Genomic DNA, 16789 nt, shown 5'->3' on the forward strand with positions numbered 1-16789 from the left:
TTTAGTATCTATGCTTTAACAAGTGGAAATAATTTTACAGAACCATTTTTAGTTTTCCAGTGGTCAACATCTTTTGACAAGGGTAATTGTCCTGTTACTGAACAAATTAATATCTTACCTAATTCTAAAGATTTTTTTCCGAATAATTCAACATCTTCATCAGAAGCGTCTTGATCTAAATTAAAATGTGCGCCCACTTGATTACGAATAAATAATAGTTTTTTTAAATCTTCAATTACAGGTTGTAACTGATATTCAACTTCATAATCTTCTTCCTCGCTTCTATCGTTTATTCTTATACTTCTATGGATAGTTTTAATATTTTTTAAATATTTAGATTGCAGAGTATCAATTAATTCTCCTAAAGTATATTTAGAAGATTTACGTTTTGGTAGATGATATTCGTAAATATCAGTTAAATAATCTAATATATTTTCTAGAATTATACCGCTTTTACTTGCTATGATTTGTCTATCGAAATAAGAAGTATCATTTAATGCTATTTCCAATTCTTGGAGTTCTACACGACCATTTTGTACTCTTATTCCAGTTTCTTTAGACCATTTTCGTAGTTCGATAAAGTGTACTTTTGCCCCTGGCGCACGATGCGTTCTATATCTATCTTTCCAAGGTCTGTAGTGTGTTGTAATTATTATTTGTCCAAAATACTCTGCTTCATCGTGCAACAAATTTATAAATTTATTTAAGTGGCTTTCATCAACCGACATTACTACATCATCTAAAACTAATATAGTATTGCCATCACTATACTTTTTTGCTAACGCTAAGAAAATGCATATGCTTAAAGTATCGAGATGAGACTCGCTGTAAACGGATTGTGGTGTAATTTCTTTTTCTGAATGGAAATTTGCCTGTAGCTCTAAAGAATTTTTATACTTGGGATTCAGAAATAATTTAATTCCCCCCAAACCTTCATCTGGGTGAAGCAATTGATACATTCGTTCTACATCACTTGATATTGACAGAAGTTCATTGTCATAAAACTTTTTTCTTTCTGTTTCAACAATAGTAAAAGCTTTATTTGTTGCTTTTGAAAGCGCTACTAATTTTTCAAACTTTTCAGTGTTTGTAGTTATTGAATTGAATTGTTCTTTAATAATATTATGTTGTTCAATTGCTTTACGCTTTGTTTTTTCAGCTTCATCAATTTTACTAAAAAGGACTGTTAAAGCACTTAAATTATCGGTAAAACAAGTATAATTAATTGTTACATCTAAACCAACACCGTCTACAAAAGGAACTATTTCTGGTAGTTTTTCTCTGTATTTACTAATGGAATTTTTGTATTTGATTATTAATTCGCTAATCGTTGAAATTGCACTTGTTTGAATTGCAATATTTTTATCGTGATCTTTTGTATTTGTATCAAGTATTTTAGCTGCTTTGTCTAAAGCATCCATTGATATGATTTGTTTCTCAAGTGAAGTAATTACAACAGTCTTTTCAAAATCGCTTGAACAAACCGGACAACTATTAATGTTTCCCTGTTCAGCTATATATGTCTTAGCATTTTTCAATAAAGTTAATAGTTCTGTATTATTTGTTGTATTTTCTAATTTGAGTTTGTTTACTATTTCTTCAGAATTTTTTTTTGTTTGTAATGACTGCTTAATTGTATTATTTAATGAAACTATTTCTTTATGTTTTATATCAATTGCGTTCCATTGTTTAATAAGTTCAACTAAAACTAGATAATCTCTATTTTCTTTTGATAAATCTTTCTCAGATTGAGCTTTAGCCCAAATAAGCATTTCTCCATCAGGTTTTCCCTCAATTTCCCAAGATTTCTCTAAAGTTATTTTAGCACTAGAAAGTATTTCAGTTGTTCTTTGCAAATCTGTATCTACTTCTTTATTAACTTTTCTTAATGCATCTTCTGAAGTTAAGATATTCGAAACATCAATGTAATCTTTTAATGTATCGTATCGTTTTGCTGCTTCTGCATTTATCAAATTGATTATTTGATTTCTTCTTAAAAAACGAATAGAAGGTATTCCAACAATTGGATTTTTTATAAAAGTTTTAGAGGCTCCAGATAGCGTTGCAGAAAATAAACCAATATCAGTATCTAATTTAATTGAAGTCTCTCCATTACCTGTTCCTAATGATTTCAGAAATCGCATATCAATAGATGACTTATCGTCTAATGAACCTTTTTCATTTGTAAGTAAACATACAAATGCATCAGAAATAGTAGATTTTCCATTACCGTTTTCAGCAAAAATCATTGTGATTTTTTTTGTCTTATCAAACTCAATGGTTACTGGCTGTGTTGCTCCCCTAAATGATTTTATATGTAGATTATTAAGCTTCATTATTACTTACATTTTCGTCTTTGGGTTTATAAAGAATTTCTTCAAAAGCAACTTTCCAATCAAAATCTTTCAATTGACCTTTAGCTAATTTTATTACTAATTGGTTTTCAGAAGCATTAATTAGCCCTTCTTCTTTCAATTTATCATCTATGATTTTTGCTAATAATTCATTGCAATCTATATTTCTTGATGTCATATTATTTTTACTTTTATTATCAACTATTATCTACAATTCCTATTTCCTCTTCACTCAAACCATACAACTCATAAACCATAAAATATTGCTCACACTTTAGAGTTTTTCAATTGGAAATGGAATAATATCCTTGTTGGAATATTATTTATTTAATTTTCACTTTAATTTATTAATATCACTAACTAACTCTAATAATTTAAATACAGATATACCAGTATCTCTAAGTATATCTATTGCATAAATAAATATTGTTGTTAGAAAAGTTCCTATTATAAAATTCTTAAATTCAAAATCAATCAATTTACTATCATTTATTATTAAAACTAAAAGAGATAATATTATGAGTATAATTTGTTCTTTTAGTGAAAACTTCATTTCAATGTAAGTACTTTTAAAATCTAAATCATTAAATTTAGTTTCAAGTTCTGCCATTTTGATTGATAATAATCCTGTCGTTGCAGTATTTATTGCTAATAGAGTCAGGAGTATAATTATTAAATTAGAAGAAAGAAATTCTAATAGGAAATTAGACTCTAAATAGTAGCTTATCAAATTTAAAATAAATGAGATAATGACAAAAAATGAGATGTTTTTTAGTGTATTCAACTTTTTAAAATTTCTTTATACATTTTGATGACTTGTTCATGGGAACCCTCGAGATAAATCTGCTCAATATCAATTTTTTTAATATTATCACTTGTTTTTAATTGTTTCGAAATACCTTTCACTTTCACTTTTATTTCTCCACCACCTTTGGAAGAATAATCAACAAGTCCTTCCAATTCTTTATTAGATTCATTAATTTTCTCCAATTTCCCATTCTCTGGTGCTTTTAAAATAATGTTACTTCTATGAGCATTTGTGTTTTCAGCAAATTTCTTAAATGCTTCTGGTAGTGATTTTGATATATTTGCTAAATTAGGTTTAATCATTTCAATATTTATATATTTAATTTTGCCTTGGTACCTCTTAACTAAAGTCCAAAAAGTCTTTTTATCGAAAACTTCATTGGTTTCAATGTTTAAATATTTTGTATGAAGATATTTTCTGAAAATTGTAATGAGGATATTTTTAGTAGCATTAACAGATGTAAACACTTCAATATCTTCACTTATATATATTTTTTGAACATTAGGATCATTATTGACTATTAGATAAACATAAGGTTCAGTTTTTATTTCTTTTTCTATAAAATCTTCAACTATTTTATCATATTTTTTGTTTGAAACTTTAAATAGATAGATGCTGTCAGTGTTGTCTAAAAGTTTAAATAGATTTTTCTCTTTTTTAGTTTCTGGTAGTGATTGTATTATTTCTTCGAAAATTTTATTTTTTGTTTCTCTAAGTTCTTCAAATGATGGTTTTGGACCATGCAATTCTAGTGCTGTTTGTTCAGTTTCCAAAGGTAATAGATGATATCTATACTCGCTAAAGGTAATAGTTTTACTCATTTTTTTGTAATTTGGTTGATCTGTATAATTATTTTTTCCCTTTCTTCTCCTTCACAAATAATCCAGCTGTATATTTTTCATACAACTCAAATAAAAACTCCATGCGTTTGGCTTCGCTAGTGAAAACTTGTTTGCTGTATGCGGCATCAACGGCTTTATCTAATTCATTGTGGGCTTTTACTAAAGCTGGTGGCATAGTTAACGGATTGTATAAATCTGCTAATGTATATTTTGGGAATTCATTTCTAACTTTGATAACTTTTTCTACAGCATTCTCAATTGTAATTTTTTGTTTGTCGGATATATTCTCTGGCCAAGGAAAGTTATTATAGACTATTTTGTTTGAATAGATATAATCGCTTTTCATTCTACCACAAACATAACTCATCCAGGTCATATGCATTTTGCTCTCCAAAACACCAAAAATAAAATGAGTTGCATTTGGAATAAATGAAGCGGTATTGTTAACTATAAATTCAGGTTCAACATATGCAAAAGGTATATATTTCCTCCTTTCAGAAGATACTTTGGGAAACATCAAATATCTTGTATTTGGTTGTCTGTCTTCTGAGAATAATGTAGGGAAATTAGCCCAATGCTTCGTTCTTGCTTTACTACTTGAAAGTCTAAAGTTTTTTACTCTTTCAATTCTTTCTTGAATAAATGGAATATGTCTAATTTCATTTAAAGGTGCATCTTTTAACCAAAGACAATAACGAACATTTCCATTAATAAAATCTCCGCCTCCAATGAAAGGTCTAATAAATTTAGAGCTTTCAGGATATTTTTGTTTTAAAAAATCAACCTCTTCAACTGTCAACATAAAATGTCCACTATCTGTAGTTTCACTCCCTTTTATTATTTCAGGAACATCACAAAGAGGCTTAGTTCTAGAAACAATAAACATATCTTTTCCCTCAACTAAATATGGACTTATATTTTTTGCTTTAATTTCTTGTGCTACTCCACTAATATTCTCATACTCAAAAATTCTTTTTATAGTTACATCAAAATTTGCAAACCCTATAATAACTACGTGAACTGCGGCATTCCCTTTCGCTTCATTACCCCATTTAAATGTTTGATGAGCAAAGTGAATTTTTATTTTATATATATTAAATAATATTCCCCAAATATTTCCAACTTGTTCGCCTTTAACTATTGAATTTGTAGAGACATAAGCAACTTTTATCTTTGTGTTTTGTATGTATTTTGCCGCTTTTAAATACCAAGCAGTAACATAATCCAATGTCCCACTACCATTTGTTCCAGCAAAAATCAGTTCCATATCTTTTTTCTGTTCAGAATTTTGGATTTGCTTACCTATAAATGGTGGATTTCCAATGATGTAAGAAAGTTTGTCTTTTGAAATAACTTCATCCCAATCAACTCTTAAAGCATTTCCATGTACAATTTTAGCCGACTTTTTCAATGGTAAACGGGCAAAATATTGTCCGAATTCATTACTAATGAGCATGTTCATTTGGTGGTCAATTAACCACATGGCTACTTCGGCAATACGTGCAGGAAATTCTTCGTATTCAATACCGTACATCATGTCAACATCGAGCCAAATGATATCGCTAATGTCTAAAACTCCTTGTCCTGATTTGTAGGTAGCTCGTAATACTTCTAATTCAAGTAAACGTAATTCACGATAAGTGATTACTAAGAAGTTACCGCAACCACAAGCAGGATCTAAGAATTTAAGTTGACTAATCTTTTTATGGAATTCAGGCAGTTTGTTTTTATTTCCTTTGATGCTTTCAAACTCAGCCCAAAGTTCATCTAAAAATAAGGGTTTAATTAGTTTTAAGATATTGCTTTCACTGGTGTAATGCGCTCCTAAGTTTCGACGTTCTTTTGGATTCATTACACTTTGAAACATAGAACCAAAAATAGCCGGTGAAATTTTACTCCAATCGATGTAACAACAATCTAATAAAGCTTGGCGCATTTTACTATCAAAACTTGCCATTGGTAAAATTTCTTCAAACAATTTACCATTAACATACGGAAAGTCGTTTAATTGCTCGTCCAAGTTTTTGAAACGTTTGTCTTTTGCCGTGTTCAACACCTGGAACAATTCTTGAATTTTGGATGCTAAATCACTTCCATCTTCGGCGGTTCTATGTTCTATGTAATCTTGAAATTGTTGCTTATCAAAAATAGTAGTGTCTTCCGCAAACAAACAGAATAAAATCCGAACCAAATAAACTTCTAACGGATGCCCTTCGTACCCAATTTCTTCTAATCGGTCGTGAAGTTTTCCCATTAATTCCGCTGCTTTTATGTTGGCAGGGTCTTGTTCCTTGTATGTTTTCTTTTGATACCCTAAAAGATAACCAAAGCTTTGCACATTTAGTACTAATTCGTCTAAAGTAAAGGATAAAGTCGTTTGTTCTTCGGTATCGTATAATCTAAAAATGTGGAAATCACATACCAAAACATATTTCGGTAGTTCGTTTTGTTTTAATCCGTGTGTATAATCAATTGCTTGTTGAAATGCTTTGTCAAGGTTTTTACCACGACTTTTCATTTCAACCAAAATAGTTCCTTTCCAAAGTAAGTCGATATACCCATCGGCATCCGATAGTTTTTTTACTCTGTGTTCAAATGTTCCAATCTTCTTACGAGTGATTCCAAAGACATCAAAAAAAGCGTCTAAAAATGGTTTAGCATCAGCTTCTTCATTAGTGGTATCTTTCCATTCTTTTGAAAACTTAACTGCTCTGTCTTTTATCTCATTCCAGCTTAACGCCATTTGTTTTTATTTTAATTGTAGTATAATTCCCAAACATAACGAAAAAAAAGGGTATTTACAACCCGTAAAAATACCTGATTTTCATACCAGGTATTTTTACGGGGGTACCATTGGAAACAAAGGTAAACAAAGGGAAAACAAAATAAATGAGGAAAACCGTAAACGGAACTGTAAAAATAGTTTCCGCTAGTTAGTTGCTTTTGTTTGTCTTTGTTTTCTTTTTTTGATACTTGAAAAAAGAAAGAGAAAAGACTAAAAAGAATTGGATTAGAATTTCTATTTTTACATCAGAAAAATATATTTAATCGCGTAAGCTATTAATGAGGTCAAAGAAAACTAGGAATCTTCTTTTACAACCGAAATTAATAGACTTACGCCTGTGCATGATACTTGCGTGGGCGTAGTCTTCTGGTTGTTGGGCTTCCTAGTGCCTCTTTGACGGTTGGCTAATGTCTCACGCATTTTTTTTATGCTTATGGAAAACTCAACTTTACTTGATGTTAGAACCGTATTTTTAAATATGGTTTTATTTGGAGCTAAAACAACTCCTGAACTTTTAATTGATTCATTTACTTCGGATGAATTTATCAATCTTTTAAATATGGATGATGGCATTGAAAAGGATACTTTTTTTCGTAAGATTTCAATTGAATTTTTGTTGCTATTAAACGAAATAGAGCGAATTAATTTAATTGATATTTTAAGTACCAATGAAACTTATAATCAATTCCTATTTGTAATTTATATGCTTACCAATAAAGATAAAAGACAAACAGAAAACAGTATAAAAATTAAAATTTGTGAAGACTTAATGGAATATAAAAATAATGGTCTAATCACGGATTCAGTTTTAGCTTATTTCAGAGTCATGTTAGATAGATTGACTTTATTTGATTTCAATAAACCTGGAATGATTAATAAATCTGAGTACATGAAAATTTCTACTCAATTGCTTTCAAATAATATGGAAAAATATTTTTTGGAAAATTAAATTTCATTAAATTTGTTTCACTGGAGCTGGGTATAGTCTTGGCGGAGAGAGTAACTTCGGTGAAACCGACCAAAAAGTGAGATCAGACAGAAAAAAGACTTGAGTTAATCAAGTCTTTTTTTGTTTTGGATGGTATAAGATATGTTTTTTCATTTCTTCTAAATTCCGATATTATTTAACAAATGAATTTTCTTAGAGCTTCATTCATGATTTCTTTCATGCTCATTTCTTCATTAATCGATTTCAATTTCAATTTTTTGTATAACTCTTTTTCAATGTAGAATGAAAATTGTATTTCTTCAATTTCTTTAATTGATACAGGTACAATTTTTTGAATTTTGCTCTGTTCATTGTTAGACTTAACCTTGTTAATTAGGTCATTTATATTATCTGATTTCATATTTATATAGATTTATAGATTTATAGTTTTATAGAATTATAGATTTATAGAATTATAGATTCATAGAACTATAACAACAAAAACAAAACCTCTTTTGTTAGTTGGTCTAATTGGAATTTTGCATTACGGTCATTTGTAACGCCATTCATAATTACAGACCTTGTGAAAGCAACTAAATCACTAATGTGTGTTTTAGCAATTGGTACATTATATTCTTCCAAACTAATTAATATATCTTGCGTTAATGTCGTGTTTGGTTTAATCATATTAAATACGATGAGAGTTGAATTTGATTTGTGTTCATGTTCAATAAGTTTCAATGTACTTTTAATAGCCAATATGTCTAAAATTCCAGCTTTGGTTGGGACCAGGATTAAATCTGCAATTTGAATCAATTTTGATAAATGATTTGATAAATAAGGTGGCGTATCAATAAATATGAAATCATAGTTTAAGTTTGAAATACTATTTATTTCTTCAACAAATGGAATCACATCGAAATCAGTAACGATTTCTTTCAATTGACTCAAACTACCTTGTAAGTCAAAGTCGAGAACGGCAACTTTAGAATTACTTGAAAAGTTTTGTGCTAGATTGAAGGTGAGTGTACTTTTACCAACTCCTCCTTTTTGATGGGTAATTAGGATTATTTTTGCCATATTTTGGTTACTTGGTTAACGTTTGTATTTAAGAGTTTTAGATTTTTCTTTTTCTTTTTTCTTTAAATGTTTTATGAATTCATCTGCCAAATTATGTTCTTTTAGAAAGTCTGAAAATTTATCCCTTTCTTCACGATTTAAAATTTTTAAATAATAATCGCTAAAAATTTTGCCCTGTATTTCAAATGCTCTTTTGTTGTAAGTGGCTAGTTTTTCATTTAGTATTTTATCTAATTGCTCTTGTTCTTTTTTGACTTTGTATTCTAAGGCTCCTAAATGCTTTCTATCGGATTTAATACCTCTTTGCATGTTTAATGCTTCAGCAAAATAATCTTGAATTCTTGACAAATCTTCTTTGTCCCATTTTACAGACTTTCCTGTTTCTCGATTTATATTTTCCACAACCAAATGAGCATGATAGTTTGGTTTCCACTCATTAGTTTTTTTGTCAAAATGACCTTCATCTCTATGGATATGAAGTTCTTTTAGACTGACATTAAATTTCTTTCCGAAATTATTAACTACTTGAACTAACTCGGCGTCTGTGTGATCTTTTTTAAAAAGGAAAACCCCCTCAATTAGAAACTTAGCTTTTGCTTGAGCTGACCTTCCTGTTTTCTCTTTGATGATTTTTTTTAATTCTTCAATCACTTCAGAATGTGGTTTCATATTACCATATGATTTGTTCAATGGTGTTAATTCTTGTCGAACATAATCAAATTCTCTTTGTCTTAAATTATGTGACTGACTAGTAGGTTTAACGTTTTCAAAATGTATTGAGGATTTTTCCATAATTAACGAATTTAAAGCGTCGCAGACCCCCTCGGGAGAGCCCACAACTAGAATTTTTTCTATTCTAGTTATAGTGGGCTATAACTACTCCGTATGGTTAACTCGACGGATTGATTTTTTTTAATTGATTTTTAAACTCCTGACAGCTTCAAAAAAAAATTAACTTAAGGGAAAAAGAGAAAATAAAATTCTTATTTATTTCCTTTAAGTTAAATTTCTGATTTTCGTTATCTAATTATTTTCCAATTTTGGCTACCTAGTTACCTAAACCAGTAAACTCAATTGTTTACGAAGTTTTTTTATATTACCTAATGGTTACCTTGTTACCTAAATTTTTAAGGTAAGTATAGGTAGACTATTTTTTCTTTAGTTACCTTTTAAAAAGTCTTATTATATAAGGGTTTAGGTAACTAGGTAAGTTAGGTAACTAATTTTTTAAATATTCATTATTTCAACTGGACTAATACTGAATTTAGGTTTTGCTAAATAACCATAAACTTGTTTTTTTGGATGTTTTATTCTGCTGAATTTAAAACCGCTTAAAGCCTTGCCGATTCTTTCTCTGTTAAGTTTTAAACCCAATGGGATTAGTTTTGTCATTATTTCTGTTGCTGTATTGAAATAGATGATATTATCTGTCTTTTCGAAGTATTTTAATACTGTTTCCTGTTCGATGGTGTAATTGGTATATTTTTCATTTCTCAACTCATTTTCAATTACATCTTGATGGGTTAATTCTGCTTCAAAACTATTGTCATAAAAGGCTAAATAATAAGCTTGTGACCACACTTTATCCATATCAATTTCTTTAGAATAATTAAAGTCAATTCTCCCAATGACATCAAAAATTATCCATCGGACAGAACCTGTCTCATCTGTAAGAAAATCGACCATATTGGTTGAACCAATAAATGAGCAAATACGAGGTAAATTTTCAGCTTTTCTTTCATATGGTAAACGCTCGTTGATATAAAACATACTAATTAATGATTTTATGTAGTTAACTTCAGCTTTTCCGATTACAGACAATTCTTCTAAATTGATTAAGAAGTTTTTACACATTTTAATCCTGGAATCCTTATCAGTTCCAATATTTACCCCCATATAGTTTTCAAGTTTCTTTGGGATAAAACTGTTTAGATAAGTAGATTTTCCGGCATGCTGATCACCATTGGCTAACACGATACAGTGTTTGTTGATTTTTTCTTTTTCAAAAGCACATTTTACAGCTCTAGCAAACCATTTTTTTAAATGGTAGATAAAAGCTTCATCATCATCAGTTTTTACATAGGAAGCTAATTTTTTGATATAATCAACATCTTTATTCCACTTCGGCAATTCTAAAAAATATTCTTTAATCGGATCATATCTTTCAATTAAATTAGATTTTATAAGAGTTTCTAGCTTATTGTAGTTAGTTTCAATGTTATTACGATTTAATTCAATAAGTAAAGAATATAAATTTAAAGGTTCCCAATAATCATCGCCAATAATGTTTATTTCGTAATCCAATGAAATAGTATTGAAGCGTATTCTATATTTAGTATTAATATATTTGATGATTCTATCAAATATCGTATTTGATGCTGTATCAGTTTGATACAACAGATTTTTGTCTTTATCTTTCATACAATAACAGAATTATTGTATATTTGCAATGCACATATACAAAGAGATTAAAAAATATAAGCACAAGTGAATTCGCAGTTCAATTGTGCTTTTTTTTTATTTTGATTTTGCCACATAATCAAATGCTTTTTGAGTCAATTGAGCATTTGAAACAGATTTGTTTTGTAAAAGAAAAGAATCAATCTCATTTTTTTGGAAGAACAAAGTTTTTCCATTTGGTTTAGAATAGGGTAGGATATTCTTATGAACCAGTTTGTAAATATAACTTCTTGAAAACCCAGTGTAATTAATTAGATCTTCAACCGTTAAAATTTGTTTTACACTACTTACTAATAATGTTTCTAGCTTGTTAAGCTTCTCGATAATTACTTCATTTGCGTCCATATTTTTACTTTTTTTAAGTTTATATGAGCAAATGTCAGTATAGGAAAATAGAAAAATATTAAGGTATTAAGGACCTTAATGTTTTTTTATTTTTTCAAAAATCGAACGGATTATTTTAATGTTTGGCGAATTTTTTTCACTTTGACTGCCTCCACTATAAAGAGTTGAAGCTTTAAATATTCTATCTTTTGTCTTTATATTACCTGCGTGTTCAATAAAAGTTAAAGGTATTTTTTCATTGAGATCTTCATCAAAACATTCAATAAAAAATTTAACTTCAACATTTGTAATTTTAAAATGAATTACCGAATCGTGGTCTTTCCAGTCTAATTTAAATACTTTTATGAAATCTTCTTTAGAAGTTCTATCAATATCAATAAAATCATATCTATTTAACTCATTATATATTTCTTCTAACACTTCATTTTTAACTTCTATCTGATAATTACCTTTGATTTTTTTTAAAGAAGAATTGTTCTTGATCTGATTATTTTCAATAGATTCATTTGAAAGAGATTTGATCTTATTTTCAATACTGTTTAGAAGATTATTGTAATTTTTCTTATTGTATTCTAACTCCTCAATTAAATCAAAAATAAATGTATCATTTTCTATAAAGAGCTTGTTAGTTTTTTTTAATTGATTTTTTAAAGTTGGAATTAATATTTCTAGCGGATCTAAAAAATATTGTAATAAGTACTCTTTAATTATTAAAAGTTTTTTAACGAGTGTTTCGGTAGAATATTCTTTTGTTTTTAAATGATTAATGATTAATTCTTCAAAATCTTTATTACAATTAAAAACTAAATAATAATCTTTACTTGAATTCGATGTGTTACTGTTGGACCTTGGGAAAAAATCGTAAATTTTGTGATTTGACTTCTTTCTTTTTTTTGTGAAATGACTTAAATATTCTTTTGTAAATGGGAATAGTGGTTTTTCAATAAATACCTCACAAAATAGACTGAAATGTTCAAATTCGTTTAGCTTACTTATTCTTTTTTTTATCTTTTTATTGGTTTTTTCAGGGTTATAATCAAGTATTATTGATTTTCTAATCTTGAAATATTCTTTGTTTTTTTGGAAATAGTTAGCAATCATGTTTTTAAATTTTTATTTCAGGAATCAAGTTAGCTGCTTCTTTCATTTTTTGATCTACAATCTTAGCGTAAATCGCTGTAGTTCGGATCTCTCGATGGCCAAGACGTTTTGAAACAGTATAAATGTCGGCTCCATTTTCGAGTAATAGTACAGCATTAGTATGTCTGGCACTGTGGAAAGTAATGTGTTTTGAAATACCGGCTCTGTTACACCAACGTACAATCTCATTATTGTAAACCGCTCCATATTTTAAACCTTTAAAAACCCTTTCTGAAGGGTGTTGTCTTTCACCTAGTAATTCTCTTGCCTGACTTGAGATGTATAAATATTCAACACCATCTGTTTTTTCTTGTCGAAAATTTACTCTACTAATTCCATTGTCTTCATCTCTAACTTCGCCCCAGGTTAAAGTATTGATATCAGACCAACGCAATCCAGTTAAGCAGGAAAAAATAAAAGCATTTTTAAGTACTTGGTATTTACAATTTGTGCTAGCGAGAGCTTGTAATTCTTGATACGTTAGATATTCTCTTTGGCTTTCAGCTTGCTCAAAAGATTTGATTTTTGAAGCATAATTGATAGATAGATAGCCTTCGTCAAAAGCAGCTCTCAAACATGCTTTAAATTTATTCAGATAGGAGTATTTTGAATTAAGGGAAAGAGGTAAATTACTTTTAGTTTTTGCTTCCTTGTCAAAGTAGTTACGAACCATTTTTGCAAATTCTTCATCAATCTCTTCAAATAGTAAATTAGGATTGATACATCTTTTTAAATGTAGAAATGTAGCGGTCCAGTTTCCGTAGTTTTTTGGGGAATGGCTTTTTTCTTCAGTTTTTTCAATAAAAAAATCCAGGAAGCGTCTTTTTGATTTTGAAGTATTTTTAATATCAAACTTACCCTGAAAGAATTCAGCTTTTCTAATAGATAGAATTTGCTCCGCTAAAAGTTCAGTTTCTTTGTTTTCTTTCTTTTCAGCAGCATTAAGAGGATTTTGATGAAGATAAAGTTTTAAATACTCAAAGTCTCTTATATGAATTCTTTTGCCGTCTTTATCTAATTGTGAGCCTTTATAATATTCAAGGTAAAGACTGTACTTGTCGTTCTTAAGTTTTTTCTTTTTTAAAGTGATTTTCATAGGTGTACATTTTTACACCTTTTTGGTATGAAGGTGTACATGAGATGAAACAAATGTACTAATAAGGTAAATCATAAACAAGTAGAAAGACTTGTAAATACTTGCTAGTCAAGTAAAAGAACAAAAAGTAAATCAAGAGAAAGCGGTTTTATTTCCCGATACAGAAATTAGCAAAAATATTCCCAAGCAATTCATCATTCGTAACTTCACCAGTAATCTCACCAAAGAAATATAATGCACTTCGAATATCAATCGCCATTAAATCAGATGAAATTCCAGAATCTAATCCCCATTTCACTTTCTGAATTTCTTCTAAAGCTTTTAATAAGGAATCGTAATGACGTGTGTTGGTTACAATCGTTTCGTTGTTTCTTAATGCACCAGTGTTTACAAAGGACATCAATTCATTTTTTAATTCTTCAATACCTACTTTTTGTTTTGCAGAAATAAAAATTGAATTCTCAATTTGTGATTTTAAATTAGTAAGCAAACTTTCATCTAGTTTATCTTTTTTATTAAAAATCGTAAGTAAAGCTTTTTGTGGGTATTTGTTTCTAATTTTTTCAACTTCAACTTTTAAACGTTCCAAGCTTTCCATTGTTAATTCGGTACTGTCAACAAGGAACATTACAACTTGAGCTTGTTCAATTTTTTCAAAAGTTTTTTGAATTCCAATGCTTTCTACATGGTCTTGTGTTTCACGGATTCCTGCCGTATCAATAAATCGGAAACCAATTCCGTTGATAACCAATTCATCTTCAATCGTATCACGCGTAGTTCCAGCAATATCAGAAACAATGGCGCGTTCTTCATTCAATAAAGCATTCAATAAAGTCGATTTTCCAACGTTTGGTTCTCCCACAATCGCAACTGGAATACCGTTTTTAATTACATTTCCAACAGCAAACGAATCAATCAAACGTTTTAAAACAAACTCAATGCGTTCTAATAAATCATGAAATTGTGTTCTATCGGCAAATTCAACATCTTCTTCTGCAAAGTCTAATTCCAATTCGATTAAGGAAGCGAAATTCAATAATTCTTCACGCAGTTTAGCAATTTCGTTACTGAAACCACCGCGCATTTGTTGCATCGCAATTTGGTGACTCGCTTCATTATCCGAAGCAATCAAATCAGCAACTGCTTCCGCTTGTGATAAGTCTAATTTCCCGTTTAAAAAAGCACGTAAGGTAAATTCACCTGCCTGAGCCATTTTAGCGCCTCTACGAAGCAATAATTGGATGATTTGTTGTTGAATAAAAGTAGAACCATGACACGAAATTTCAATTACATTTTCACCTGTGTACGAATTCGGACCTTTGAAAATAGAAAGTAACACTTGGTCATACACTTTGCCAGCCTGTCCTGAGCTTGTCGAAGGGTCGACAATATGTCCTAAATGAATCGTATGGGTTTTCTGTTTCGTAATATCCTTTCCAGAAACCGATTGAAATACGTCAGCCACTATCGTAATAGCGTCTTTACCAGATAATCGAATAATAGCAATCGCACCCGCTCCAGACGGTGTGGCCAAAGCAACTATGGTTTCTTGTGGAATCATGTTCTAAATTTAAGGTACAAAGATAAATCAAAGTCAGAAGTTAGAAGTTAGAAGTTGGAAGTTTTTTTAGTAACACAAAGTCTCTCGAAGTGTCACCAAGTTTTCTTTTGCGTTCTTTGCGAAAAAAAACTTTGCTTCTTTGCGTTTAAATTAAAATTAAAAAACCACTAAAGCCGAAGCTAAGTGGTTTTTAAAGTTAGTTAGGGTTGGTTATAAGATTTTCAGATTTAATACTGTAAAATCAAATATTGTAAATTAGTTGCTCAACATTACTGGCATTACTAGCATAGTAACTGTTTCGCCTTCGTCTAAGCCGTCAACTGGAGTTAAAATTCCAGCTCTGTTTGGCATTGACATTTCTAATTGGATTTCATCACTTGATAAATTATTCAACATTTCTGTTAAGAAACGTGAGTTGAAACCGATTTGCATGTCGTCTCCTTGGTAATCACAAGTTAAACGCTCGTCTGCTTTGTTTGAATAATCGATATCTTCTGCCGAAATATTCAATTCAGTTCCAGCAATTTTTAAACGAATTTGGTGCGTTGTTTTGTTAGCAAAGATAGCCACACGACGAACCGAGTTTAAAAATTGAACTCTGTTGATTAATAATTTGTTTGGATTTTCTTTTGGGATAACCGCTTCGTAGTTTGGATATTTCCCATCGATTAAACGACAAGTTAATACATAATTCTCAAAAGAGAATGTAGCATTTGAATCGTTATATTCGATTGAAACTTCAGCGTCAGAAGCTCCTAAAATTCCTTTTAAAATGTTTAAAGGTTTCTTTGGCATAATAAAATCAGCTACTTGTGATGCTTTTACATCGGTACGAGCATATTTTACTAATTTATGAGCGTCTGTTGCTACGAAAATTAATCCTTCTGGTGAAAATTGGAAGAAAACACCACTCATTACAGGGCGTAAATCATCGTTTCCAGCAGCGAAAATCGTTTTGCTTACTGCAGTTGCTAATACTTCCGCAGGAACTAATGTTTTTGAAGGATCATCTAAAACTACTGCTTTAGGGAATTCTTCTCCTGGTGCGTAAGCAATCGCATATTTACCCGAGTTTGAGCTAATTTCTACAGTTGAATTGTCTTCAACAGTAAAAGTTAACGGTTGTTCTGGAAATGTTTTTAAGATATCTAATAAAAGTTTAGCTGGAATAGCAACACTTCCTTGACTCGTAGAATCAATTTCTAACGTAGCCGTCATGGTAGTTTCTAAATCAGAAGCTGAAACTTTTAATTGGTTGTTGTCTAATTCAAAAAGGAAATTATCAAGAATAGGTAAGGTGTTACTACTGTTGATAACACTTCCTAAAACTTGTAATTGTTTTAATAAATACGAACTCGATACTATAAACTTCATCATCTTGTATTTTAAA

Annotated in this window: 15 protein-coding genes; 1 reads left to right on the forward strand and 14 read right to left on the reverse strand. The window is 29.8% G+C overall.

Features of this window, described 5'->3' with window-relative positions; translation table 11 throughout:
* Positions 1-8 precede the first annotated feature (8 nt).
* The 5 genes from AAEO58_RS12880 to AAEO58_RS12900 form a co-directional block, all read right to left on the reverse strand.
* On the reverse strand, positions 9-2336 hold the full coding sequence (locus AAEO58_RS12880) for a hypothetical protein (RefSeq protein WP_341683814.1): 2328 nt from the start codon (positions 2334-2336) through the stop codon (positions 9-11).
* A complete protein-coding gene (locus AAEO58_RS12885; RefSeq protein WP_341683816.1) occupies positions 2326-2532 on the reverse strand; it encodes a hypothetical protein in 207 nt (68 codons plus the stop codon). Before AAEO58_RS12885 ends, AAEO58_RS12880 begins: the two co-directional genes overlap by 11 nt.
* Positions 2533-2688: 156 nt before the next feature.
* Positions 2689-2964, reverse strand: a complete 276-nt coding sequence (locus AAEO58_RS12890) for a hypothetical protein (protein WP_341683817.1) — start codon at positions 2962-2964, stop codon at positions 2689-2691.
* 170 nt (positions 2965-3134) lie between these two features.
* Positions 3135-3983 (reverse strand): hypothetical protein, encoded by an 849-nt coding sequence (locus AAEO58_RS12895; protein ID WP_341683818.1) that lies wholly within the window; start codon positions 3981-3983, stop codon positions 3135-3137.
* 28 nt (positions 3984-4011) lie between these two features.
* Positions 4012-6747, reverse strand: a complete 2736-nt coding sequence (locus tag AAEO58_RS12900) for a class I SAM-dependent DNA methyltransferase (protein ID WP_341683819.1) — start codon at positions 6745-6747, stop codon at positions 4012-4014.
* Between the two features lie 475 nt (positions 6748-7222).
* Here AAEO58_RS12900 and AAEO58_RS12905 point away from each other — a divergent pair, with 475 nt between their 5' ends.
* Positions 7223-7738 carry a hypothetical protein gene (locus AAEO58_RS12905; RefSeq protein WP_341683820.1) on the forward strand — a complete coding sequence of 172 codons (516 nt, stop codon included), beginning with the start codon at positions 7223-7225 and terminating at the stop codon, positions 7736-7738.
* 175 nt (positions 7739-7913) lie between these two features.
* Here the strand turns inward: AAEO58_RS12905 and AAEO58_RS12910 are convergent, their stop codons facing one another.
* The 9 genes from AAEO58_RS12910 to dnaN all read right to left on the reverse strand — a co-directional run bounded on the left by AAEO58_RS12910 (position 7914) and on the right by dnaN (position 16773).
* Positions 7914-8138, reverse strand: a complete 225-nt coding sequence (locus AAEO58_RS12910) for a hypothetical protein (protein ID WP_166236821.1) — start codon at positions 8136-8138, stop codon at positions 7914-7916.
* A 68-nt stretch (positions 8139-8206) separates the two neighbouring features.
* Entirely contained in the window at positions 8207-8797 is a 591-nt protein-coding gene (locus AAEO58_RS12915) for an AAA family ATPase (protein ID WP_341683821.1), read from the reverse strand.
* 15 nt (positions 8798-8812) lie between these two features.
* A complete protein-coding gene (locus tag AAEO58_RS12920) occupies positions 8813-9589 on the reverse strand; it encodes a plasmid recombination protein (RefSeq protein WP_341683822.1) in 777 nt (258 codons plus the stop codon).
* Positions 9590-10024: 435 nt separating this feature from the next.
* Complete coding sequence (locus tag AAEO58_RS12925) at positions 10025-11218, reverse strand: VapE domain-containing protein (protein ID WP_341683823.1); 1194 nt, start codon at positions 11216-11218, stop codon at positions 10025-10027.
* A gap of 96 nt (positions 11219-11314) precedes the next feature.
* Positions 11315-11602, reverse strand: coding sequence for a helix-turn-helix transcriptional regulator (locus AAEO58_RS12930; RefSeq protein ID WP_166236825.1), 288 nt, complete (start codon positions 11600-11602; stop codon positions 11315-11317).
* 75 nt (positions 11603-11677) lie between these two features.
* Positions 11678-12703: a hypothetical protein gene (locus AAEO58_RS12935; protein ID WP_341683824.1), complete on the reverse strand. Its 1026-nt coding sequence runs from the start codon at positions 12701-12703 to the stop codon at positions 11678-11680.
* A 4-nt stretch (positions 12704-12707) separates the two neighbouring features.
* Positions 12708-13838, reverse strand: coding sequence for a tyrosine-type recombinase/integrase (locus AAEO58_RS12940; protein WP_341683825.1), 1131 nt, complete (start codon positions 13836-13838; stop codon positions 12708-12710).
* A gap of 148 nt (positions 13839-13986) precedes the next feature.
* Positions 13987-15399: a tRNA uridine-5-carboxymethylaminomethyl(34) synthesis GTPase MnmE gene (gene mnmE / locus AAEO58_RS12945; RefSeq protein ID WP_341683826.1), complete on the reverse strand. Its 1413-nt coding sequence runs from the start codon at positions 15397-15399 to the stop codon at positions 13987-13989.
* A gap of 255 nt (positions 15400-15654) precedes the next feature.
* A complete protein-coding gene (gene dnaN / locus AAEO58_RS12950) occupies positions 15655-16773 on the reverse strand; it encodes a DNA polymerase III subunit beta (RefSeq protein ID WP_073584276.1) in 1119 nt (372 codons plus the stop codon).
* Positions 16774-16789: the final 16 nt, after the last annotated feature.

This window comes from Flavobacterium helocola (assembly GCF_038289885.1).
In the GTDB taxonomy this organism is placed as follows: domain Bacteria; phylum Bacteroidota; class Bacteroidia; order Flavobacteriales; family Flavobacteriaceae; genus Flavobacterium; species Flavobacterium cheniae.

Excerpts from the sequence above, each read along its gene's own strand:
- AAEO58_RS12880 (WP_341683814.1), bottom strand. The coding sequence starts at position 2,336 with ATGAAGCTTAATAATCTACATATAAAATCATTTAGGGGAGCAACACAG.
- AAEO58_RS12885 (WP_341683816.1), bottom strand. The coding sequence starts at position 2,532 with ATGACATCAAGAAATATAGATTGCAATGAATTATTAGCAAAAATCATA.
- AAEO58_RS12890 (WP_341683817.1), bottom strand. The coding sequence starts at position 2,964 with ATGGCAGAACTTGAAACTAAATTTAATGATTTAGATTTTAAAAGTACT.
- AAEO58_RS12895 (WP_341683818.1), bottom strand. The coding sequence starts at position 3,983 with ATGAGTAAAACTATTACCTTTAGCGAGTATAGATATCATCTATTACCT.
- AAEO58_RS12900 (WP_341683819.1), bottom strand. The coding sequence starts at position 6,747 with ATGGCGTTAAGCTGGAATGAGATAAAAGACAGAGCAGTTAAGTTTTCA.
- AAEO58_RS12905 (WP_341683820.1), top strand. The coding sequence starts at position 7,223 with ATGGAAAACTCAACTTTACTTGATGTTAGAACCGTATTTTTAAATATG.
- AAEO58_RS12910 (WP_166236821.1), bottom strand. The coding sequence starts at position 8,138 with ATGAAATCAGATAATATAAATGACCTAATTAACAAGGTTAAGTCTAAC.
- AAEO58_RS12915 (WP_341683821.1), bottom strand. The coding sequence starts at position 8,797 with ATGGCAAAAATAATCCTAATTACCCATCAAAAAGGAGGAGTTGGTAAA.
- AAEO58_RS12920 (WP_341683822.1), bottom strand. The coding sequence starts at position 9,589 with ATGGAAAAATCCTCAATACATTTTGAAAACGTTAAACCTACTAGTCAG.
- AAEO58_RS12925 (WP_341683823.1), bottom strand. The coding sequence starts at position 11,218 with ATGAAAGATAAAGACAAAAATCTGTTGTATCAAACTGATACAGCATCA.
- AAEO58_RS12930 (WP_166236825.1), bottom strand. The coding sequence starts at position 11,602 with ATGGACGCAAATGAAGTAATTATCGAGAAGCTTAACAAGCTAGAAACA.
- AAEO58_RS12935 (WP_341683824.1), bottom strand. The coding sequence starts at position 12,703 with ATGATTGCTAACTATTTCCAAAAAAACAAAGAATATTTCAAGATTAGA.
- AAEO58_RS12940 (WP_341683825.1), bottom strand. The coding sequence starts at position 13,838 with ATGAAAATCACTTTAAAAAAGAAAAAACTTAAGAACGACAAGTACAGT.
- mnmE (WP_341683826.1), bottom strand. The coding sequence starts at position 15,399 with ATGATTCCACAAGAAACCATAGTTGCTTTGGCCACACCGTCTGGAGCG.
- dnaN (WP_073584276.1), bottom strand. The coding sequence starts at position 16,773 with ATGAAGTTTATAGTATCGAGTTCGTATTTATTAAAACAATTACAAGTT.